Here is a 23,207-nt window from a genome sequence, read left to right as displayed (position 1 = left end):
TCGCTTAATATGACATAAATAATGTAAAAATCATTTTTCACATTTTGCACTCTTTATTGCCTCTTTTAACATTTTTTCTCTAATTTAATTTAAGTTTTATTATTATCAATATAATTTATTAAATATTAAGGAGATTAGATGACCTATAAAGCTTTGTATAGAAAATATAGACCACGATCTTTTGACGAAGTAAAGGGACAGGATCATATTGTCCAAACTCTCAAAAATATCATCTTAAACCAAAAAATATCGCATGCATACTTATTCTCGGGACCACGCGGTGTTGGTAAAACATCAGTTGCAAGAATTTTTGCTTCAACATTAAACTGCGGTCATAGCGATAACTTAATAAATATTTGTGAGTTTTGCTCAAAAAACATTGAGGAAAATTTTGACATTATTGAAATGGATGCTGCTTCAAACAATGGAGTTAAAGAGATAAGAGATTTAAGAGAAAGAATTCAAAACTCTCCTGCAAATGGTCAATATAAAGTCTATATTATTGATGAAGTTCATATGTTGTCTAAAGGAGCATTTAACGTCCTGCTTAAAACATTAGAAGAGCCACCTAAACACGCAATATTCATACTTGCAACAACTGACCCACAAAAAATACCACTAACAATTTTGTCAAGAGTTCAAAGATACAATTTTAGAAAAATCTCTACTGCGGTAATTGTTGAACAATTAAAGTCGGTTCTAAATGATGAAAATGTATCTTATGAAGAAAATGCATTGAATTATATTGCTAGATTAGCCACAGGTGGAATGAGAGATGCATTATCAATTGCAGATCAAGCATTGGCTTATGGAAATGGACATATCAAATTAGATGATATTATTTATTCATTTGGAATTAGTTCAAATGAAAATTTAATAAAAATACTCAATTATCTATATTTTGGTCAAATTAGTGATGCAATTTCATTATTTAATGAACTTAAAAATGCAGGTTTAGATTCTAACCAATTTATGCTCGGACTAACAAGCGTAATAAAGGATTTTATTATTTACGAGCGTACTTATGAACCAAAATTGTTGGAACTTTTAACACTTGAAGAACTCGAAAACTTGAAAATTGATTATGAATATGGCTTGCGATCATCTGAATTGCTTTATAAATTGAGCAAGGAACTTATCTATTCTGAAACGCCTTTCCAACTCATTGAGTTAACATTGTTAAAATTGACGAATAGTACTGAAAAACGTGTATTAAACAAAAATCAAGACGAAAAAAATAATATACCAAACACTCAGCATAAAGGAGATGATAATAAAATGGAAAAAGACAAGAATAACAAAGAAGACATAAATGCTATATTGCAAGCAACTCAAGAAGTACTTGTCGAAACAATAACCACACAGGTAGCCAATGAAGATGTAAACAATGATATATTAAGCAGTAATAATGATTTTGATTTTGACGACGACTCATTAATTTCAACTACTGAAATAACACTCGATGATCAAGTTTTGCAGGCTAAAAATTTTAACAAACCAGCACAATTATTACCAATCTATGACCCTGAAAATACTCATAATTCACTTCTTTATAAAGATTCATTAACATATGAGGAAATCAAAAACTTATTAAGACTATCTGAACTCAGTGAAGTTGAAAAAGTCACTAAACTTATAGATTTAACAATCAAAACTGAAATACCTCTTGAATTTGAAAACTTTTTGTATATGTTCAAAAATAAAGAAGTAAAAATTCTTGCGGCTGCATATAATTTTGTATTAGTTACGGCCAAGGATTTATCAAAATTAAAATATATTTCAGATGTTCAATATAACAGCAACTTACAGTCGTTTATTAAAAAGTATTTTGGAAATTACAAACACTTATATACGCTTGGAGATAGAAACATGTATCGTCAGGCAGCTCTGGAAGTTCAATCAGAAATCAACAATAATGTTCAAGTACAAACAATTGAAATTCCTGAAATAAAAATCGATTTAAATGAAACTGCAACAGCAAAATTATTCAATGAATTAAAAAATATCTAGGAGAAAAAAATGGATCAATCAATGCTAAGAAAAGTAAAAAAAATACAAGCTGAATACGAAGAAAAAATTAATGAGTTTGAAAACTTAACTTTCAAACTTGAAAAACATGGCCTTGAAGTTGAGGCTTACGGAAACAAAAGAATTAAATCAATCACAATTAAAGATGTAGATTTAATTGACCCCGACGATCATCAAACTCTTACAGACTTGATGACACTAGTTATTAATCAATTATTTACAACAATTGATGAGGAAGAAGATAAACTAACTCCACAATTACCAGGTGGTTTAGGACTTTAATGAAAATAAAAACAATAGATGAAGCTAATGAATTTTTAAGAAAAATTCCAGGCATTTCAAAAAAACAAGCTGACAAAATCACATCATTTATTTTGAACCAACCAAAAGATTTTACTGATGAACTTACTCAAAAGTTAAATAATATTCACACAGAAATAAGTTTTTGTTCAAAGTGCAACTTCATCAAAGAGCACAATAAATGTTTAAATTGTGATGATGTTTTCAAAACCAAAAATCTAATGATTGTTGAAAGTTCAACATCATTGAATAAAATTGATGAAATGGGAGTTTTTTTAGGTTACTACTTTGTTTTGCCTTATTTAATGAGTGCAAAAAAAACAAATTCAGCAGTAGACTACAACTACCCGCAACTATTGAGTTTTATTAACCAACATGAGTTTGAAGAAGTGATTATTGTTCTTTCGCCTACGCTTGAAGGCGAATTAACAACAAATCACTTAATTACACTGCTAGAAGCTCAGAAATTAAACGTTTCACGGGCTGCTATTGGTTTACCACTCGGCTCTAATATTGAGTATCTCGATTCATTTACAATTAAGCAAGCAATCAATAATAGAAAATCTAAGGAGTAAATATGTTTATAACATTCGAAGGCCCTGACGCTAGTGGTAAAACAACAATTATTAGCAAGCTTACTGAATTTTTGTCTGCAAAATTTCCAAATCTCAAATATATAACAACAAGAGAACCAGGTGGAAAAAACATTGTTGAAGCAGAAAAAATTAGAAAAATTATCCTAGACAAAAATACAGTATTAAGTCCAGAAGCTGAAGCAATGTTATACTCTGCAAGCCGTCGAATTCATCTAGAAAGAGTTATATGACCTGCTTTAAAGGAAAATAATCTTGTTATCTGCGATCGATATGTTGATAGTTTTTTTGCATATCAAGGTATTGCACGTAATTTAGGTCTAGATTTTGCTCGAAGTTTGACTAACTTAGTAATCGAAAATACAATGCCTGACATAACATTTTTCTTAAAGATTACACCTGAACAATCAAAAGCACGTCTTGACGATTTAAGAATCGTTGATGAACATGACCGAATGGACAAGGAAAGTGATATATTCAGAAAAAAAGTTTACGAAGGATATCTTGCTTTAATTGAAAATGAACCTGATCGATTTATTGTAATTGATGCATCTCGCAGTGTTGAAGAAGTAAAAAACGAGATTATTAGCAAACTTTTAAATAACGAAAAATTTTCAAAATGACTTTGTGAGGTAGGCGAAAATGTTACCGGCTAATTTGACTAAAATCATTGAAAATTCAGTATTATCGGGAAAAATAAACCATTGTTATTTACTCAAAACTTACCAAGGTGTCAACCTTGATGAAATTATTTTATACATGATTAAGTCATTTAGTGGAATACAACTTGATTCACTTGAACAAAATAATTATTCCAACGTAATTGTCGCGGTTGCTTCCAAGATTAGCGGTTCAGGAATAAAAAAAGATGAAATAAGCGAAATTTTTGAATCTAGTTATTTCACTGATTACTTAGAAAATAATCAGAAAATAATTGTGTTTAAAAACATCGAACAAGCTAGCCATATCGCACTAAACTCATTACTTAAAACAATCGAAGAACCAAACAACAATGTAATTTTTATACTTACAACAACCAAAATTAATCAACTACTTTCAACAATAAAATCACGTTCTTTTATCATAAATATCAATAAACAAAATAATGATGAACTTGAAAAACAATTTATTGCAATTGGATTTCAAACATATGAGGCGTGATTTTTTTCTAATATTTTTTCAGATATTAATGACTTAATTGAAAAACGCAGTTTTTATACATTTGAAAAAGTTTCTAACTTGCTTGATGTCTTTAAAAAATCTTTTAACAATCCATCAATACTCGGTGTTTTTCTTGGTTCAATGAATAAAAAAGAATTTCATGAGGACTTATTCTTTGCAGTCAATGCACTAAAATTCATTATTTCTTGAAATTGACTAAATCAAAATAATATCAATAAGCATTTCTCTCAATATCTAAAAACATTCAAAAAAGTAAAATTTAATTTTGTAAATGCGTTTCTAGCTTGTGATAAGTTTTTGTCTTCAATATCAACAAATGTGAATATTTTTCTACAAATTCAAGCATTGATAGTTAATTTAATGGAGTGTTATGAGTAAAATTTTTATTGTTGGAACACCAATAGGCAACTTAAAAGACATCACATTACGAGCACTTGAAACACTCAAAAATGTTGATTTTATTGCATGTGAAGACACAAGAGTTACAGCTAAATTACTCAATCATTTTACAATATCTAAAAAACTAGTCTCATACAGCAAAATAAATGAAGCCAAGTCAGCACAATTCATTTTGAATGAAGTAATGCAAAATAACTTACAAATTGCACTAGTTTCAGATGCGGGAATGCCTCTTATTAGCGACCCTGGTTTTGAACTTATTAATCTTGCACGTCAAAATAATATTGAAATCGAACTTATTCCAGGAGTAAATGCTGCGATTTCAACTTTTGCGCTATCAGCCCTCTCAAACACCTTTAGTTTTCATGGTTTCCCTAAAGAACGACAAGGACAGCGAAAAGATCAGATTAAAAGTCTTACTTGTGATATGGCCCATATTTTTTATGTTTCTCCTCATAAACTCGATTTGTTTTTAGACGATATAGAAGAAATTTGAGGTGAAAAAATCGATGTTTTTGTTGCTCGCGAATTGACGAAAATACACGAATCTCTGTATTTTGGTAAAATTTCTACTATTAAAAATGAGTTAAATAATACTTCCAAAAAAGGTGAATTTACAATTGTTCTAAAACCACTTGCTGAACAAAAACAAAAAGTTAACAAGTATGCTGAATTTTCAAAAACCAATAAAAAAGTCTAATGTTTAATTAGACTTTTTTTGGATTTAATTTTATAGTTTCGAGGTTCTCACGTTTAAGTTTTTGTAGCAATTCTTGTTTTATATCACCTGAAAATTCCATAGGATCATAATCACTATAACCTTTAAATAAGACTGCTTGATTACCTTTATTGTTGGAGTCAATTTGTTCAACATGCTTAAAGTTTATGCCAACTACATTAAATCTTGAATCAATAACCATTGAACCACTACTTCCACCAATTAATGAAATTCCATCTTCATTATCAAAGTAAATTGTAGACATTTGTTGCAATATGTCTTTAGCCATTCCATGCGTTGCCTCACTTACAAATGGTTTTTCATATTCTTTATATCAATTTCGCAATCTATTTCAGTCTTCATTTTCTTCTTTGTTGTATCTGACTCAAAGTCTATTGAATTCGTTTTTCCCTTTTCTATCATTATCCACAATTCTGTTCTGTGTTTCAATATAGCCACCTTGTGATCTAAAAGCATTTAATTTTCTGTCAGGATAACCAAGAACAAAATGTGTTTTAATAGGAGTTTCATGATCTTTTGTGTCTTTATTCTCGTTTCCAAGGCCAACATATCAATCTTTTTCTTTATTGGTACCAAAAACTTCATAAAGTGTAGGGAAAAGTTCTTTAATATTTTTCTTCGTAAATCGCAATTTTATGATTGCAAAATCAGCTCCAGAATTTCTCACTTCTCCAATTCTTGTTGATTCATTGTATACTTTATCCATAAAAGTTGTGTTATTTCTAAATGCTCTGACTGATTTAGAGGTAAATCTTGGAGTGTAATAAATCATATCTAGATATTGTGTTAAAGCAGATGTTCCTAGATGACTTGTTGCTTCTTTTAACAAATATTTACTATAGTCGTGAATAGGTTTACCGTTTTCAAATTCATAATTATATTTTCCAAAATCAAAGTTACTATGTAGTTTTCCAACAAATTGATCTTTGTTTTTATAACCAATCAAGTCATTGTAAAAAATACTTCGATCATAAACATCACCAAATGCAACAACATGTGCATTTGTAGCAACTAAGAATTCATATTGATCCTCCATTTCATTAGGACCTTTAATTTTTGGTCCTTTGCCAACCCTATCAACTAACCAGGCAGTACCAGAAACTTTAGTTCGCCAACCTGGATCGGGTCTACCAAAACCATCTTTTTTAGTTATATCAGCACTTCAACCTAACGAAAATGTTCTATCATAAATATATTGAAAGAACTCTTTATTACATCTTAATTTAGAATTATTTTTGTCCAAAAGTACTCATTTTTGTGTATTATCGTTAAACTTAAATAATAATTTTACTGAACCTTTTTTATCATCTGAATTAGCTTTGATTTCAACAAGTTGTTTATCAAAACCAAAATGATTAGATAAATCATTAAGATCAATATAGTTAAGCAATTGACTTAAATTGCTTGGCAAAAACCCAAAAGGATTAATTTCAATAAAATTATTTAGTTTATTAACAATTTCAGAACTCGTTTCTATTTGCGTTACACTATTGAGAATATCTTCGTCAAAACTATCTAAAAACGAAGCCTTCATCATATAATCTTTATTGTAACCATCATAGAAGTAGTCTAACTTTTCATCAGGTGTTGAACCATAATCACCATAAATTCCGACTTTTGAGACATATTCAAGGTACTTTGTCTTGCCTAAATGATTTTTTAAGTTAGTTTTAAATTCTTCAAGTGTCTTTACATAAAAAGGAGTAGAAGTAACTATTGAATTAGCATCAATAAATTCATTTTTGGCCTTATTATAAATAGATTCTAAACTAAAGGTGTGACGTAATAATTTTGATGGATTGCTTTGCGGTTTTTTATGTCTTTTTGCATTCTCTAAAGGTGTTCAAGGAATAACATGTTTTGCTTTTTCTAGTGGAGTGAGAGGATAAACTGGTTTAGAGTCCTCGAGAGGTATAAGAGGCGATTCATGTTTTTCTATTTTATTATCTTCATTATCTATGCTTGGTGGAAGATCGTTTTTGTTTTTGAGTCCTGGAATAAGTGGTGTTCAAGGAATTGAATTTTTAGGGTGAGAATTTTTTGTTTGGTGATCTAAAATATTACGTGCTTCACTTAAAATTTCGTTAAGTTGGTTGATGGTTAAGATCGCATTGTTTAATTTTGCGTAAAGTACTGATTTTTGTGTGTTTTGGTCTAAAATACGATTTAATAATTGCTTGGCTTCCATGTATAATTTGGCACGTTTGCTTGCTAAACTATTGTTGTGTAAATTTAATATTGAACAACTTGCTGCAGGCAGCAACACAAGCGGAATAGACACTAAACTAAAAATTTTCTTCACAACTTTTTTTTATTCCTTTATAAATTTGATATGAACTATTTTAGTATAATAATCAAAAATATTTATCTTTTTTTCATTCATTAAAATAATACATTAAAAGGAGAATAAATGAATAACATAAACTTTTTTGCACTCGGTGGACTTGATGAAAATGGTAAAAACTGTTATGTACTAGAATACAATGACAAAATATATGTTATAAATGCAGGTACAAAGGTTCCGATTAATTCAAAAAATGGTGTAGATACATTAATTCCCGACTTTTCATATTTGGAAAAAAATAAGGATAAAATCGAAGCAGTCTTTATAAGCGATGTCAAAAATGAAACTTTTTCTGCACTTCCATGATTATTGATGCATATTCCAAATCTAAACATTTATACTTCTGCATTTAATAAAATGATGATTTTGGAGAGACTTTCAAAATATAAAATTGAAAATAAAAACTTCAAAATTAACACAATTTCTAAAATGACTAAATTAGGTGATATTTTTATTCAACCTATTGAACTTGCAGGTTCAATGCCTGGTCATATTGGTTTTGATTTCATTACTCCTGATGGTGATATATTGTTTATGTTTAATTTTGTTGAGGGTGATTTAGGAATCTATGGTAAATTGCACTTTGAAACCTTACAAAAAGCATTTACCAAACGTAAATTAATAGCTTTAGTTGTTGACGCTGGTCGAGCAAACTATTCAGGTAAGGCAGTTGATAAAATCAATCTGCCACGCAACATAAAAGATGTTTTTCAAGCAGCTAGTCCAGATGAACGAATTATTATTGGTGCATATGATGAAGAAATGGTTGCAATACACCAAATATTAGATTTAGCATATGAAGCAAAAAGACCAATTGTTACATATGGAAAAACTTATGGTCAATTATTCACTCTTATGTCTAAAGAACAACCAGATTTAAAACTACCGGAATTAATTGACTATAAAAATGCAAATAAGGCCAATAATGCAGTGATTTTAGTCACCGGTTCAATTGAGCGCCTCTATGCAAGATTTTTAAGAATCACTGATAATAATGATGTTTTCCTTAAATTAAGACCAACTGATAATGTCATAATGATTGCTCCACCAATTGCTGGTCTTGAAAGTATTGCTGCTATATCTCTTGATGAAATTGCACGTATAACACCAAAAATATCTGATGTAACAAGCAAAGAATTCTATAGACATAGACCAGCTAGACAAGACCTTATTGATTTAGTAAAAACTCTTAAACCAGAATATGTAATCCCTGTGCAAGGTCTTTATAGATATTTAGCAGACGCAATAAGATATATCACATCAGAAACATCAATGAAACAGCAAAATTGCTTACTACTACAAAACGGTAAAATCGCGCACTTTGTAAATGGTAAATTAGCTAGTACAAAAGGTAAAATTAAAGGTGTAGGCGATGTCATAATTGATGGTTTTGGTATTGGTGATATCAGTACTGAAGTTATAGCTGAACGTGAGGTTTTAGGTCGTGATGGAGCAATAATCATCACAACCTCATTTAATTCTGCTACTAAAAAAATTGTTGGTAAAGTTAATATAAATATTGTTGGTTCTCTAGCAAAACAAGACAAAAAAAATGCAGAAGAACTCATTATTTCTGTTCTTAGCAACCTAATGGATACAGAAAAATTTGATGGTCTTAAAGATTTTCAAAATAAGGCACGCCATATAGTCAAAAAACGTATTTTCAAAACATTTAATAAAGAGCCAATGGTTATTGTTTCACTTAATAAAATTTAAAAAAGTTGCTATTGCAACTTTTTTGTTTACACACGTTATTGAGTACTTTTGGAAAAATTTAATGTCTATTATTTGGCCAACCTAAACGTTTTAGGTAATGAGTAATCCTTCTTAACAACATCAACATAATAATCGATAAGTCTAGGATTAAAAAAATAATTTTGTGCTTCTTTTTTATTAACTATTTCTTCAAGTGTGGTGAAAATTAATTGTTTAAGTTCACTAGGATAGTTAAATTTTTTAGCATGGTAATTGAACTCATCACGATCAACAATCGTTAGATCGCGATGCGGATACAATTTAACATCTAAATCAAAGTCAATAAATTTTATGGTATTGTCTTCATAAATAGGTTTAGACGCGAGATTAACATAGATATAATTGTGTTTCTTTTTCAACATAACTAATGCATTATAATTCTCGTGTTTAGGCATGAATCAAATTACTGGTTCTCTATAAACTCACGATGATTTTTCAGTTTCCGACACCTTTGTTTTATACATAAATAACACATAATGATCTTCAGTATTTCGAATAACTTTTACACCATTTCATTGTCTGTAAAGATAGCCATTATACTTATAACCTTGCACATTAACCATTGCTCCCAGCAGAGGAAACACTATATTTTTATTTTTATCTGATGGCATATATACCTTCTTGACTAGTTAACTAGTTATTATTTAAGCTCTAATCGCTTTATTTACCAAATTTTGTCTAAATTTATTGTTTTAAAAAACAATAATAAAATTATAGTCTTTCTGTTTAAAAAATTCTTTTTTGTTAAACAATTAAGCAAAAATACACTGAAAAAATGCTATTTTTTCAGTGTTTTGCAGTTTTTGACAAATTATTTCAAAGAAGTTTTTTATTCAAATGCATTGAGCCAAAATTATATGTTGGTTTATTTTATGGTTTTACTTATCTAATATTTACTTATTTTTTAACTGTAGGTGTAGCAACAATAGTTGGTTCTCATTTGTCTTTGTTCTTTTTAATACTATCAAAATATTTTTGAATTGAGCTTTGTGATATTAATCTTAATCTCAAAAATAGATACAGCTCCTCTTTTGTATTAATTCAGTTTTTAGGTGCAGTACCACTAAAGTTTTTATAGTAATTTTTGCGATCTAAAACAATATTATTTTTAACTGAAAATTCTTCAGGTGAAATTTTAAGAGTTTCACTCAATTTATCGATTTCGAAAATATAATTTTTTACAACAATATTGCGCACTATGTTATTAAAAAAACTTTGACCTGCAGAACTTCAAGATTGATCTATTACTCGCTCGTTCAATTTTTGATTCATCAATAGTCTATTAAATAATAATTTATGGTCTTTTACCTGTATAAATCAATCAAAAATATTGTCCTCATTTGTATAATGTACTCAATTGTAATTTCTTAAAACTACAGTATTAAAGACGAGATATTTTTTAATAGGATTTATTTTTCTATGATCTTCTTCAAAAAGAGAACCATTAAAACCATCAATATACTGTCTTCAGCCCTGTGTATGTTTGTTTGTATCAAGATAAGTATAAGTGTTTTCGTCTTTGACTGTATAGAGTATTTTATTAAGTTGATCAATCTTTGGATTATGCTTTAGTAATTCAGCACCAGTTGTAATTCTAAACTCATCTTTATAATCAAATAAATATCTGTTTTTGTAACCTTTTTGCTTTTCAAAGTTTTTGAAATGATATTCATAACTTTTAGGTAATGATGAGTCCCTTCCCCTAATTAATGAATAAATATGGTCGGGTTCAAGTTTCTCTACTCGTTCATCATCAGAATTAAAAATGTCGAAAGGTAAAGCAAGTTCTTTTGCTAAACCTATTGTAGATAATTCACTTGTCAAAAAATCTTTATATTGATTTGACTCAATAGTTTTAGTTGAAATTTGTTCAACATTTGTATCTTTAGGCGAGTTATCTTGATTAAAAATTATTTTATGATCAAAATCAGTAAAAAGGTTCCATTTATCAATATTATTAGTTATCAATGAATTAATTTTGTTTAAAGACGTACTGCACGATGTTGCGATGAAAGGTAATGTTAAGGGTATAATTGAAAGCAATTTAACGCGGTTTTGCATATTCACCTTCTTTAAAATAAAATTTTAAGGTTCTTGACCATTTATCAATAAAGTTTCCTTCTTGGTATCAATCATACTCGTCTTTATAATAATGAACATTTAAGTCAAAGTCAATTGTTTTATCTGTTCTATTAATAGAATTTATAAATTCATGATTTCCATATTTTAAATCAGTCAATTTGTTAGCATATTCACTATGTAATTCAAGTGAATAATCGGCAGATGTGCTAAAGTACTTGTTTAGCAATTCATCATCATTAACATTCAAAAGATATTTGTATCTATAGGGATCGATACCATAATGCAATCAACTTAATGCTGCTTTATATCTATGATTAGGAGCGACACGACCAACATTTTTAACTATATTATCTTTATTATAAGTACCAAAAATACCATTTTCAGTATTGTTGAATTTAAACATTTTTGCTTTATTATTATGTTCAAAAAAATCACGTATTTGCACTCAATTAGGGTAACCATAACCTGAAATAGTTTTTTTTCCGCCGCGATTTTGTTTATCAAGAATATCATTAAATAGATGTTTTTGAGAGGATGAGTTTTTTACATAAATTGAATTTAATGCCAAGATGTTTTTGATATCACTTGCGTCAAATTTTCAATCACTATTCTTTTCATATGTTGAAATTATTAAAGAGATTAACCCTGCTATAATCGGAGAAGAAAAACTAGTTCCATTTAAAATAGGTCATAGTTTTTTAAAGTAAATTGAGTTTGTATTTTTTCATTTAGGTCGAAAATTCTGAACTGCTGAAATAAAATTTTTATCTGGAGTGTATTTATAATGAGCAGGGTTATTTACTGTTGGATCTATTTTTTTATCTTTTAGAATTCCTGCTACCGATATAGCATTAAAACTGCTATTTATTCATAGTGGAATATACATATTATCATTATTGTATATTTTCAAAACGTTCTCAATACCTTTATTATCAGGATATTTCTTACTTAATTCATTTAATCTCTCAAATAAATCTTCATAAGAATCTAAGTCATTACCACTAGAATTAACAAAAATTAAACCATATTTATATGAATATCAATCAAGGACGCCCCCTGTTAATTCATAAGAAAATGGTTTATTAATGTACTCTAATGCTTTATCCAGATGTTTAAAATCATTATTCGTTTCAAACAGTGTTAACTCTTTGTTAATTTTCTTAAAATCAACAAAAGCACCCATTGATATATTTATTACTCGGACACCATTTTTCACAGCTCAATCAAGTTTAGAGCGCAATTCATTAATTTTACCATTAGCAGTACCTAAACTATAAAGCTCTGCATTGGGGTTAATACCTGAAACGCCACCAATAAATGTAGCAACATGTGTAGCGTGATTAGAAAATTCTAAACTATTATTACTTGAAGAATCTGGATAATAAACATAATTTAGTTTAATATTTTTAGGTTTAATAATTGCATCAAAATTAATGTGTCCATTATCCAAAACTCCAACCTTAATCTTCTCATAATATCCTGCTCCACCATTTAATAAGTGATTTTTAAATGGTAATATTCCGATCGATTTATATGCTTCATCATACATATGCATTGCATCATAATAATCAGTCTCAATTATTTCAGAGGACTTTAAAGTAGCTAAATGTTCGGAATCATTATCGTTTTCATTTTTACTATTGTTTTCCAACTTATGACTCGCAATGACTGCAGAACTAGGGAGTGTCAATAATGAAAAACCAGCTATAGAAACAATATTTTTTAACTTCATTTTATTCTCCTAATTTATTGAAATATAATAATTAAATTATATAAACACGTGAAATTTAATACTCAATAATCCAATTTTGTTAAAGAAATTTCAATATATTTAGAAGTTTTTGCAAAAATTTTGATCCATAACGATCGCTCAAATATTGCTTAAATAAATCAAGCAAGAATATCTTTTAAAATATTTTATGATTCAATAATATTTATATTTTAATTTGCTTAAATAATTTAAAATTTGTTATATGGGATTTTTTAAATTTTTAAAAGAAAAGCTTTTTGGTAAAAAACAGGATAAAGTTGCTAAAACTGAACAAAAAATAGAACAAAAACAAGAACAGGAATTATTAGAATCCAAAAAATTGGATAAATATTCAGCTGGTCTTTCAAACGCTTCAAGTCTTGGTCGTAAAATATTTAATTTACAAAATAAACACAAGCAAATCAATGAAGAATTCTTTGATGAGCTTGAAGAAATTTTAATTATGGCTGATATTAGTGCAAATCTCGTTTATGCAATAATCTCTCATCTTAAAAATGAAGTTAAATTAAGAAACCTATCTGATACCAAAGATATTGGTGAACTAGTGGCTGATCAAATGTTTGTTATTTATACCAATAAATCAGTGGTTGATACAACACTTAATTTTGAGGATGGCAGATTAAATATTTTCGTTTTTATGGGTGTAAATGGTTCAGGAAAAACAACATCAGTAGCCAAAATTGCCTATAAATACATCAAACAAGGTAAAAAAGTTCTTGTGGCTGCTGCTGACACATTCAGAGCTGGTGCAGTAAGTCAACTAGATGTGTGAGCAAATAGGGCGGGTGCTGACATAGTTAAACCTTCAAAAGAAGGAGCTGATCCTTCATCAGTTGTTTATGATGCGTTAAAACAAGCAAAAGAACAAAATTATGATTTACTACTTATTGATACAGCAGGAAGATTACAAAATAAAGTAAATCTGATGAAAGAACTTGAAAAAATGTACAACATTATTGCACGATTTCAAGAAGATGCGCCTCATGAATGCTTGTTGGTTCTAGATGCAACAACGGGGCAAAACGGAGTTTCTCAAGCTCGTCATTTTGCTGAAGTTGCTCAGCCTTCTGGAATAATTCTAACTAAGATGGACGGAACAAGTAAGGGTGGTATTGTACTCTCAATCAAAGATGAATTTGATCTCAATGTTAAATATATTGGTTTAGGCGAAAAAATGGATGATTTAGAGGAATTTGACCTTGAAAAATTCATTTATGCTTTAACCAAAGAATTGGTAGATGCTAGTGAAATCAGAGATTAATGACATAGAACAAAGAGAATACTATATAAACCTTTTTGAAAAGTTCAAAAATTTTTTAACACAAACACAAGTTCAAGCGTTTAGTTTATATTTTTTTGAGAATTTGAGTTATCAAGAAATTGCACAGATAACAGCAACTACACGTTCGGCAGCATATGATAGTGTTAAAAAAGCAATAAATAAGCTTAAAATTTTGGAATTAAAGATATCAAAATAAAACTTTTTAGTATAATAATGCTTGACTTCATTCAAAGCAATTAGAAGTATGTTAAATGCACTCAATAATTCGTATATCGTGTGTATTTGTTATGTGAGCAAAAGCACAATAATTTAATAGAAGGAGACTTATGCCAAGAGAAGGATTTACATTCCAATGTACAGCTTGCAAAATGGAAAATTACATTAGCAAGAAAAACAAAAAAAATCATCCAGAAAAAGTTGAGCTAAATAAATACTGTGGCAAATGCAACAAACACACAGCTCACAAAGAAAAAAAATAATCACTTTTATACAGACTTTGTGTCTGTATTTTTTTGCAAATTTTAAATATTTATATAATAGTGCTATGAATAAAAGATTGCATTCTCTTGTATCGTTATCACTTGTGACTTTACCTGTGTCACTAAGTGCATCGTGCGCTTCTGTAGAAAACTCAAAAACAATACGAGCTCAAGGTTCTTCAACAGTACTTCCAATTATTGGCGAACTCGAGTCTCAATATCAAGGTAGATTTCAATACACACCTACAGGTTCAGGGAGTGCATTCAATCTTATTAACCAAGCAACCAACTCAATAGACGTTGCTTTTACTTCTTCAAGTAAAATTCCTGCACAGGGTCAATGAAAAAATCCAAATTTAAGAACATTAACATATGCATTAGATGCAATTGTGCTTATAGTTCATTTGCCTAAAGAACTAAAAACCATCAAAAATGAACCACCAATACTGAATTTTGAGTATCTTGTGGATGTTTATCTAGGCAAAAATGTTTTTTGATCTCAATTAGTTATGAACCTTGAATCAACAAAATCATTAAAAACCGTGATTCCATTTGGTCGTATAGGTGGTAAGTCGCAGTCTGGTAGTGCTGAAGCATTTATTGAAAAACTCATTGAACACAGAAAATTTGATAATGTTGAAGATATATTGAATCACAATGTTTTGGAACCACAAAACAAAACTGTTGAACCAAATTCAATTGTGCATAAATTAGTTAATGACAAAGAAGGCTCTATTTCTTATATTTCACTAGGTTATGCATTACAAAATATGACTGAGAATGTTCAATTAGCATCAATTTCAAAAGGCAATAGTATTTGAGTTCCTACTGTTGAAAATGTTCAAAATAAAACATACAAATTTGTACGTCCATTGAATGTTATTTTTGACGTTAATACACAAAAATCAGTACTTTTGGTCAAAAATCTACTTGGCAATAATTTTCAAGAATCAATAAGAAAAAAAGGTTTTATTCCACTCTCAGAATATCAAAAAAAAATTCAGCAACCACTCTCGACTGCTGATAAAGATTTTAAACCATCAAATAAAGAAGAATTTAAAACATTAAATGATGTTGTATTTGGTCTAGACGTCTAATAAATTAACAATAAATCAATTTGCAATCATTAATCAGTTAATTCTTTATTACAACCTATACAGGTACGTATGTGATATATTTTTAAATATTGCTGGATGTTTGGTCAAAATAACATTAAATTATTAACATATAATACTCAAAAACGTGTAATTTAGTCACACTTTGTTGCTCATTTTTCTAAACTAAAAATTAAATCATTATTCAAATATACTAATGTTTTGTGTTTGAGTTTAACATTATGAAAAGTTTTTTACGAGCAGCATAAGTATTTAATAATTCTTGTTCGGTCAAGAATTCGTGTGTTTTTAAATTATAATGTTCAGATAAACCAAACAAAATAAGGTATAGTTTGATCTCAAATTCTTCATATTTTTTACATCTTAAGTATTCATTTATTCGAGAATTTCTTACAATATGTTTTATTTTTGAATTACTGCGAATAATGGTGTTTTTTCCAACTGCTTCAATAGCAAATAAATTACGAATTGTTACTTTATTTAAAATCAAGTCCTCTTGCTCATAATCAATACGATCAATATTTGTACATTGTTCAATATAAGGTTTTGTTTGACGTGCCTTAAATTCTCTATATGTTTTTGTGAAAAAAATAAGAAGTGCTATAAAAACTGCTGTAAATGCCAACAATAAAAAAGTTACAATAAAAACCATCATATTTCGAGTGCTGCTTTGTGTCATAATTAAATCAATTATTTTAGCATAATGAATAATAAACAAAACTGAAAAAACACTCAACAAAATGAGTAAAATAAACAAACTTATAGACGCCGTTATTATTCACAAAATAATCAATTTGCATAGGTATTTATAGTGTTTTGAATGCAATTTATCTTGTTCGTGTGTCTTTAAATTTAATAAATTTCCAACAACTCTTGTAACCACAAAGCATTTAACCTGAAAAATTGCTGAATAGACTATATTTAAAAGTAATGGGACGGCAACAACAATTGAGATATAAATAAAAATATTTGTAAATATTATCATAATAATGTTCCTAATTATACTAATTTAGTATGTAACATACTGACTATTAACAACATCAAAAATCTTTTTTCTATTTTCTAAAATTAACTCAATTTGAGAATCTTGCAATAATTCACCCTCAGTGTTAAATAAATGTTTTTGAGAGCAGTACAACAATATATAAAGTCTAGATTCAAATACATCATACTTTCTTGATTTAAGATATTGCGAAATTTTTTGCTCATTAAAGGTATATTTTTGTTTTGAGTCTTGTTTTTGGATGACAAATTCAATGTTAATAAGAATTAGATTTCGATAAATAATTGATTCAATTCACTTATTTTGTTCATTGGAGAAACTCGAAATTATAGGTGGTTCGGCGCTGTTATTTAGGGATGCTTTATGTAGAAATTTTAACTTTATTATTAAATGTGAAATACGAATTAAATAATGTACAAATCATGCTAGAACAATTGAAACAATAATGATAGAAACGCAAAAAAACACTGAAAAATAAGTATTATTTGAAAAAATTTCACTAGTTTTTGCATAATCTACAATAAAGGGGGAAACGTACAAAAATATATACGTTATATTAAGCAAACAACCAAAAACAACATATATTAAAAAGGCGAAAAAATCATTTAATAAATATTTAAAATGTCTTGATAGAAACAGTTTATCATCAAATTTAATCTCTTGACTTGCTTGCATAATTAGGCATTGTTTAAACCTAAAATTTCTTCCAATATAGAAAAATATTATGAGTGATATTGTGATGTCAGTAAATCAATAAAAAGTTGGAATAACATCTATTCAATAATTTATAAACATAATTAACCTAAATTATCTGATTTAATTTTATTTGGCAGTGTATTTATGTATCAACCTTGCGACTTACTATACACCTTCATTAATCACAACTCATCGTTCATCGGCCAAATAAACACCTAAATCACTATCAATCATATTAATATTTAGTACTACAGAACTATTAACAATACTTGTAACATTTGTGAAAGTATTTATTGTGGGAAAAATTAATCTCATTATTCTCCTTTTTTATATACATTTATTATAGTTAATAGAAAGCAAAACCAATCAATCAGAAACAAAAACACACAAAAATAACTAAAATATTGCTAATTTTGTGTGTTTTTGTTTTTTTCGAACCATAAAATTAAAGTGTGGTGCGCACCAGTACTTAAATTTTATGCTTCCAAATAGATCCTAATCCTTATTAAGGATTTGAATCTATTTTTTATTATTATTTATTTTTTGCTACCGCTTTCTGCTTTTCAAGTAACATTTTGCAATGATTGTCTATAAAACCTATCGGTTGCTAAATAGAAGCCATCTTTTTGTTTATTATCATATTTAAACCTTACTGCAATTTTGATTTTATTATCTTTGTTATCAACAATACCTAAATATTCAATTCAACCATTTCCATCAGGAAGATTGATATATCTATCTTTACCACCTTTATCAAAAAGTGAATAAATTCGTTTTTCTTTAGTTTGCCCGTTTTCTTCATATAAATACACTGCATAGAATGCTTTATTTATTGTATTTCATAAATCAGTATTGTTTGTTTTGTTTTTGATTGCTTCTTTAATTTGGCTTTCAGTGTATTTAGATGGATCTAAAACACTTGTATCTAAATGAAGAATAAATTGACCTTTTGCAAGATTTTTTGTAATAGCATCTATTTGTGAAAGTGTGATGTTATAATTGTGCATTTTTTTCAATTCTTCATTAGAAATTAATTCATAGAATTTATCTTTTGTGTTTTTGTTTCACTCTGTGAATGCTATTTTAGTTTCTAAAGTTTGAAGTGCATTTTTGCGATATTCAATTAATTTTTTAAAATATTCATCATTTTTTTGTCCGATAAGTTTTTTAACATCGACTTTATGAGCATATTTTCCTGTTGATTGAAGTGCAAATTTATCTCCAAATTCTGCTACATCACTGTATCAGAATACTAATAATCTTACTTTAGCAAAATATTTATCTATTTTTGCTAAATGGTCTTTGAATTCTTCAAGAGTTTTTTTACCATCTTTAAAGAATTCTTCATTATATGTTTCAATAGAAGATGTTAATTGTTGAATGTTTTTGTTGTTAATGAATTCAGTTGAGTAAAATAACTTAATATCACTTTGTTTTTTAGTTATTAATTCTTTAGTTTTAACAACTATTTCATCATATTTAGATTTTTGTAAATCTTTAAGTTTAAATTCTTTATCTTCATCAATTAAACTTTTTGTAAAGATATTATCGGCAACTTCATCTCAATGTTTTTGAAATTGTGTTGATGAAGATGTATAAGGAGTATAGTATCCAATTTGTCTTAGGTAATCACTTCTTTTGATATCTTTATTAATTTCTTTTTTAGGTTTTTGATGTCCGTGTATTTGACGGTCGAAGTCTTCTTTAGTGATATCTTTATTAATTTCTTTTTTAGGTTTTTGTGGTGCTTCGGGTTTAGGTTGTGGTTTAGGTTGTGGTTTTACAGGCGGAACGTCTGGTTGCGGTTGTTGTTGCGGTTGTTGTTTTTTAGTAACGGTACAAGAGAACGCGGTGAGCGGTGTAAGCGCTACCGGAATAAGACTTAAGATTTTTTTCATCATATATCCTTTCAAAATAAATATATTTTGTGTGCAGATTTGTAATATATATCCCTAGTTTCTTATATTGATTTTTTGATTTAGGTGTGAATTGTTGAACCTAAATGCTTTATCATTTGTAAATTCCGTCTAGGATTTACACACGTATTATAAAAAAAAAAAAAAAAACAAGTATAGAATGCGAAATTAAGGAATTTGATGTATTTTGTATACATTTTTGTGAAAATTTTCATCTTAAAGCAATTAAACAAAAACATAAAAATAGACACAAGCCAATATAAGAAATTTGAGTCTATTTTTTTGATTGTATATTTTTTTTACCAATATACTCATTTTTGAGTACTTTTAGTAAATTTTGCATTTATTTTTTTTAACGGTATATAAAAAAATACATATGAACTCATATGTATATAAGTTTTATTCATGTTACACTCGAGGAGAAAAATCAATATAAGCAAGAGCAACTTTGGATAAAGTCATAAATTAATCATAATTGCTACTGGTACATAAAGTCATAGAATTATTCTTCTATAAGCAATCAAGAACTATAATTATGCTCAGATGATTTAAAACCTAATACTCTTTGGTTGATTTATTAAATATCACGTTTGGTCCTATTAAGCCTATAAAAAGTTGGATTGCTAAAGCAAAAATGATGCCAGTTACGACCGGGTTCATGAATCTAATTAACTTTTTAAGGTAATTAGATTCTTGAAACTTATCTGTATATTTAAGAGCCAACTTCTGAGTTTGAAAGTTCAAATTTGAACAAAAGTGTAATGATGTAATTATTTATCAAGCAATATCAATTGATTAATACTTAATTAAGCGACTTTTCAAAATTAGTTCTGACATTATTCTTTCAAATATTTCTTTTCTATTTACTCATATCAATGCTTTTTCATCAAAACTCAATGCTTGATTACTGATTGAATTTGTTTGGTTAAAGGAAGCAAATAAAAATAAATATAAAACAATCTCATACTTTTTAAAGCTTAAAGTTCTAAGTGCTAATGTAACTCATTCATCATTCATTTTTATTCAGCCCGGATTTGAATGTTCATTAAACGAATGTTTTTTAGGTAAACTTATACATATTTTTAGTATCTTATTTTGAGTAATGCTATTAACAAAATCGACGTCTTTTTTATAACTAGAAAAATCTAATGTTTGATTGTATTTGGTAGCAGTGATTTTTCACACTTTCTTGAGTGATATAATAATTTTTGCTTGTCTAACTATGATTGGTATTGAAGATAAAATAATTATGATACATAATAGCAATGTACAAATAACAAGAAATTCAAAGTCTTTGTTATTGATATATAAACGAACGAAATCATCCTTAAAATATATAATGCAACCTACAACATACAACAATAGAACTCAAGCAGAAATCATAAATAACGGTATTAATGCTATTTTTATGAGAGAATATTTAAGTAAAAACTTAAAAAATTTATTTTCATACTTATATTTATGAACCATCGAATTTTTAATCAAACCATAACAAAGAAAATCATTTTTTCTATATGATGTGGCTCAATAGATTAATATACCTCCATAAAACGCCATCAAAATTGAACCTATGCCAAAAGGGTTTACTATAAATGATAATGTCATATTCTTAACCTAGATTATCTATTTGTGTTTGATCGTTGAATAAAACCTGATTTGTTAAACTAATTGAATTAGAGGCAATATTGACCAAATGTGATAATAGTTTCATTTTTTTTCCTTTTCCTATTTATATTACATTATGATTAGTATTTATATTAAAAATTGTTAAATTCCACACATAATCAACAAAATATATTATCTTTTCATCCTTAATTTTATACAATAGAGAGTAATTTGAGCCTGTTAATATTTTACGAATACACTCATTTTTGAGTATTTTATGAAAAAAACCACTAAATATATTCATGTTATAAAAAACAACAAAAAAAATATACATATGAGTTCATATGTATATAAGTTTTATTCATCCTACACTCAAGGGTGAAAAATCAATATAGCAAGGACAACATTGGATAAAATCAGTGCAAAAAGTGGTACTTTTTTAAGATAAAGTCATAAATTAATCATAATTGCTACCGGTACATAAACTCATAGAATTATTCTTCTATAACCAACCAAGAACTCCACTGATGCTCCAGAAGTTTTAAAGCCTAAATACTCATTAGCTGATTTATTAAATATGACGTTTGGTGCTATTAATCCTATAAAAAGTTGAATTGCTAAAGCAAAAATGATACCAGTTACAACCGGATTCATGAATCTAATTAACTTTTTAAGGTAATTAGATTCTTGAAACTTATCTGTATATTTAAGAGCCAACTGCATCATCAATATCGCAGGTACAACAAATGCTAAATAGGTTAAAAACATCGCAATATAGCCTCATCATTGGCCTTGTGCTATCAGATAACCTGTCAAGGTTGCGAATTTTGGACTTAAAATACCTGGTGTTGAATTTGAAATTGCAAAAATTGCTGAAATTTGCTCATTTGATATTGGAGTGCCAAATCATGAACTCAGTGAATTCCAAAGTCATGTGAATATTGGCATAAATATTTGTCCACCACCAAAGACTGAAAGTGAGATTAACGCAATTAGAATTAGAGAAACTAATAAAGCAACTATAGCCATTATTTTTCTCCTTTTGCATCATTTTTATCAGTAATTTCAGTCTTTTGTACTGAATTTTGTGTGCTTTTACTGATTCGTTTTTTCTTTATTATGTAATGAGTGGTGAATATTGCAATAAATAAGAGCATAATTGCGACTGGTACATTAAAAGGTGTAGGAACAAAAAGAGAAAATAATATAGTGCTTAAAAACAAAATAATTCAAAGTGAAATTTTGCTCTCTTTTATTCCTTTTTTAAAATAATTTCAACCAAAACCAATTAAGCAACCAACAATTGCACTTAAGACACCTATTTGCACAACAACTAAATATTTTTGTGGTAGCTGAGTTAGGGCAAAATATAGACCAACAACTAATGCAACATGTGGCATGGCCGCAAGTATAACAACCAATGAACCTTTTCAAAAACCTAGCGATCTTATCGATATGTACGAAAGTGCTTGAATTGCCATAGGACCAGGCAACATATTTGTAATTACAACATTCTTATCAAATTCATCTGCATCTAATCAATGATATTTATCAACTGCATATCTTTTAATGACCGGCATTAATGCATTACCGCCACCAAAACCAATAAAAGTTACCATTAAAATGAGCAAAAAAACATTTCAAAATGTTGGTTTCTTTATTTTATTTTTCATTTGTCTCCTAAAATAGTGTCATTTGATCTGTAGGATCAAGTCCTGAGTTTCGGAGTTACAAGCAAAATCAAAATATTTTTAAGTCCTTATGTACGTAGTACATAGGGATATTTTTAAGCAAAAAAATTACATAACATTACATAACATAATTTTATTTTTGTGATATAATTAAACTATGAAAAATCTAATAGTTATGATGATGGGAAACGGGAAAGCAAGATATTGCAGAGTTGTTAAGTCTAATG

22 protein-coding genes are annotated in these 23,207 nt (G+C 28.2%); 11 read left to right on the top strand and 11 right to left on the bottom strand.

Annotation, left to right across the window (positions count from 1 at the left end; all coding sequences use genetic code 4):
* Positions 1-138: 138 nt before the first annotated feature.
* Genes dnaX through rsmI form a run of 6 tightly spaced genes read left to right on the top strand, consistent with a single transcriptional unit; the run spans position 139 to position 5,202 of the window.
* Positions 139-2,010 carry a DNA polymerase III subunit gamma/tau gene (gene dnaX, locus E1I18_RS01660; RefSeq protein WP_141483867.1) on the top strand — a complete coding sequence of 624 codons (1,872 nt, stop codon included), beginning with the start codon at positions 139-141 and terminating at the stop codon, positions 2,008-2,010.
* Between the two features lie 9 nt (positions 2,011-2,019).
* Positions 2,020-2,310, top strand: coding sequence for a YbaB/EbfC family nucleoid-associated protein (locus E1I18_RS01655; RefSeq protein ID WP_141483866.1), 291 nt, complete (start codon positions 2,020-2,022; stop codon positions 2,308-2,310).
* Entirely contained in the window at positions 2,310-2,903 is a 594-nt protein-coding gene (locus tag E1I18_RS01650) for a toprim domain-containing protein (RefSeq protein ID WP_141483865.1), read from the top strand. The genes E1I18_RS01655 and E1I18_RS01650 overlap by 1 nt, the downstream gene beginning before the upstream one ends.
* Positions 2,904-2,905: 2 nt before the next feature.
* Entirely contained in the window at positions 2,906-3,577 is a 672-nt protein-coding gene (gene tmk / locus E1I18_RS01645; protein ID WP_141483864.1) for a dTMP kinase, read from the top strand.
* The gene (locus E1I18_RS01640) at positions 3,564-4,481 is read left to right on the top strand and encodes a hypothetical protein (RefSeq protein WP_141483863.1); all 918 of its coding nucleotides are present in this window, start codon (positions 3,564-3,566) and stop codon (positions 4,479-4,481) included. Before tmk ends, E1I18_RS01640 begins: the two co-directional genes overlap by 14 nt.
* Entirely contained in the window at positions 4,474-5,202 is a 729-nt protein-coding gene (gene rsmI, locus E1I18_RS01635) for a 16S rRNA (cytidine(1402)-2'-O)-methyltransferase (RefSeq protein ID WP_141483862.1), read from the top strand. Before E1I18_RS01640 ends, rsmI begins: the two co-directional genes overlap by 8 nt.
* A 7-nt stretch (positions 5,203-5,209) precedes the next feature.
* Here the strand turns inward: rsmI and E1I18_RS01630 are convergent, their stop codons facing one another.
* The gene (locus E1I18_RS01630; RefSeq protein WP_141483861.1) at positions 5,210-7,543 is read right to left on the bottom strand and encodes an MAG2960 family serine endopeptidase lipoprotein; all 2,334 of its coding nucleotides are present in this window, start codon (positions 7,541-7,543) and stop codon (positions 5,210-5,212) included.
* Positions 7,544-7,651: 108 nt separating this feature from the next.
* Here E1I18_RS01630 and E1I18_RS01625 point away from each other — a divergent pair, with 108 nt between their 5' ends.
* On the top strand, positions 7,652-9,301 hold the full coding sequence (locus E1I18_RS01625; RefSeq protein WP_141483860.1) for an MBL fold metallo-hydrolase RNA specificity domain-containing protein: 1,650 nt from the start codon (positions 7,652-7,654) through the stop codon (positions 9,299-9,301).
* A gap of 68 nt (positions 9,302-9,369) precedes the next feature.
* Here E1I18_RS01625 and E1I18_RS01620 read toward each other — a convergent pair whose 3' ends face one another.
* The 3 genes from E1I18_RS01620 to E1I18_RS01610 form a co-directional block, all read right to left on the bottom strand.
* Positions 9,370-9,951, bottom strand: a complete 582-nt coding sequence (locus tag E1I18_RS01620; RefSeq protein WP_141483859.1) for a DUF402 domain-containing protein — start codon at positions 9,949-9,951, stop codon at positions 9,370-9,372.
* A gap of 286 nt (positions 9,952-10,237) precedes the next feature.
* The gene (locus tag E1I18_RS01615; protein WP_141483858.1) at positions 10,238-11,401 is read right to left on the bottom strand and encodes a hypothetical protein; all 1,164 of its coding nucleotides are present in this window, start codon (positions 11,399-11,401) and stop codon (positions 10,238-10,240) included.
* The gene (locus tag E1I18_RS01610; RefSeq protein WP_141483857.1) at positions 11,385-13,154 is read right to left on the bottom strand and encodes a S8/S53 family peptidase; all 1,770 of its coding nucleotides are present in this window, start codon (positions 13,152-13,154) and stop codon (positions 11,385-11,387) included. Before E1I18_RS01610 ends, E1I18_RS01615 begins: the two co-directional genes overlap by 17 nt.
* Positions 13,155-13,395: 241 nt before the next feature.
* Here E1I18_RS01610 and ftsY point away from each other — a divergent pair, with 241 nt between their 5' ends.
* From ftsY to E1I18_RS01585, 4 genes are all read left to right on the top strand, one after another.
* A complete protein-coding gene (gene ftsY / locus E1I18_RS01600) occupies positions 13,396-14,454 on the top strand; it encodes a signal recognition particle-docking protein FtsY (RefSeq protein ID WP_141483856.1) in 1,059 nt (352 codons plus the stop codon).
* Positions 14,432-14,671: a sigma factor-like helix-turn-helix DNA-binding protein gene (locus tag E1I18_RS01595; RefSeq protein ID WP_211334697.1), complete on the top strand. Its 240-nt coding sequence runs from the start codon at positions 14,432-14,434 to the stop codon at positions 14,669-14,671. The genes ftsY and E1I18_RS01595 overlap by 23 nt, the downstream gene beginning before the upstream one ends.
* A gap of 130 nt (positions 14,672-14,801) precedes the next feature.
* Positions 14,802-14,954, top strand: a complete 153-nt coding sequence (rpmG, locus tag E1I18_RS01590) for a 50S ribosomal protein L33 (RefSeq protein WP_141483855.1) — start codon at positions 14,802-14,804, stop codon at positions 14,952-14,954.
* A gap of 65 nt (positions 14,955-15,019) precedes the next feature.
* Positions 15,020-16,051, top strand: coding sequence for a PstS family phosphate ABC transporter substrate-binding protein (locus tag E1I18_RS01585; protein ID WP_141483854.1), 1,032 nt, complete (start codon positions 15,020-15,022; stop codon positions 16,049-16,051).
* Between the two features lie 211 nt (positions 16,052-16,262).
* Here the strand turns inward: E1I18_RS01585 and E1I18_RS01580 are convergent, their stop codons facing one another.
* The 7 genes from E1I18_RS01580 to E1I18_RS01555 form a co-directional block, all read right to left on the bottom strand.
* A complete protein-coding gene (locus E1I18_RS01580; RefSeq protein WP_141483853.1) occupies positions 16,263-17,054 on the bottom strand; it encodes a hypothetical protein in 792 nt (263 codons plus the stop codon).
* A gap of 24 nt (positions 17,055-17,078) precedes the next feature.
* On the bottom strand, positions 17,079-17,540 hold the full coding sequence (locus tag E1I18_RS01575; RefSeq protein ID WP_141483852.1) for a hypothetical protein: 462 nt from the start codon (positions 17,538-17,540) through the stop codon (positions 17,079-17,081).
* A 393-nt stretch (positions 17,541-17,933) separates the two neighbouring features.
* A complete protein-coding gene (locus E1I18_RS03720) occupies positions 17,934-18,083 on the bottom strand; it encodes a hypothetical protein (RefSeq protein ID WP_170218506.1) in 150 nt (49 codons plus the stop codon).
* A 221-nt stretch (positions 18,084-18,304) separates the two neighbouring features.
* Positions 18,305-19,666 carry a hypothetical protein gene (locus E1I18_RS01570; protein WP_141483851.1) on the bottom strand — a complete coding sequence of 454 codons (1,362 nt, stop codon included), beginning with the start codon at positions 19,664-19,666 and terminating at the stop codon, positions 18,305-18,307.
* Positions 19,667-20,479: 813 nt separating this feature from the next.
* Entirely contained in the window at positions 20,480-21,067 is a 588-nt protein-coding gene (locus E1I18_RS01565) for a hypothetical protein (RefSeq protein ID WP_141483850.1), read from the bottom strand.
* A gap of 588 nt (positions 21,068-21,655) precedes the next feature.
* The gene (locus E1I18_RS01560) at positions 21,656-22,318 is read right to left on the bottom strand and encodes a chromate transporter (RefSeq protein ID WP_141483849.1); all 663 of its coding nucleotides are present in this window, start codon (positions 22,316-22,318) and stop codon (positions 21,656-21,658) included.
* The gene (locus E1I18_RS01555) at positions 22,318-22,962 is read right to left on the bottom strand and encodes a chromate transporter (RefSeq protein WP_141483848.1); all 645 of its coding nucleotides are present in this window, start codon (positions 22,960-22,962) and stop codon (positions 22,318-22,320) included. Before E1I18_RS01555 ends, E1I18_RS01560 begins: the two co-directional genes overlap by 1 nt.
* Between the last annotated feature and the right edge of the window lie 245 nt (positions 22,963-23,207).

The sequence above is a fragment of the Mycoplasmopsis mucosicanis genome, assembly GCF_006546935.1.
Classification (GTDB): domain Bacteria; phylum Bacillota_I; class Bacilli_A; order Mycoplasmatales; family Metamycoplasmataceae; genus Mycoplasmopsis; species Mycoplasmopsis mucosicanis.
Note: the sequence above shows the minus strand (reverse complement) of the source record. Positions and strands in the feature narration are given on the sequence as shown.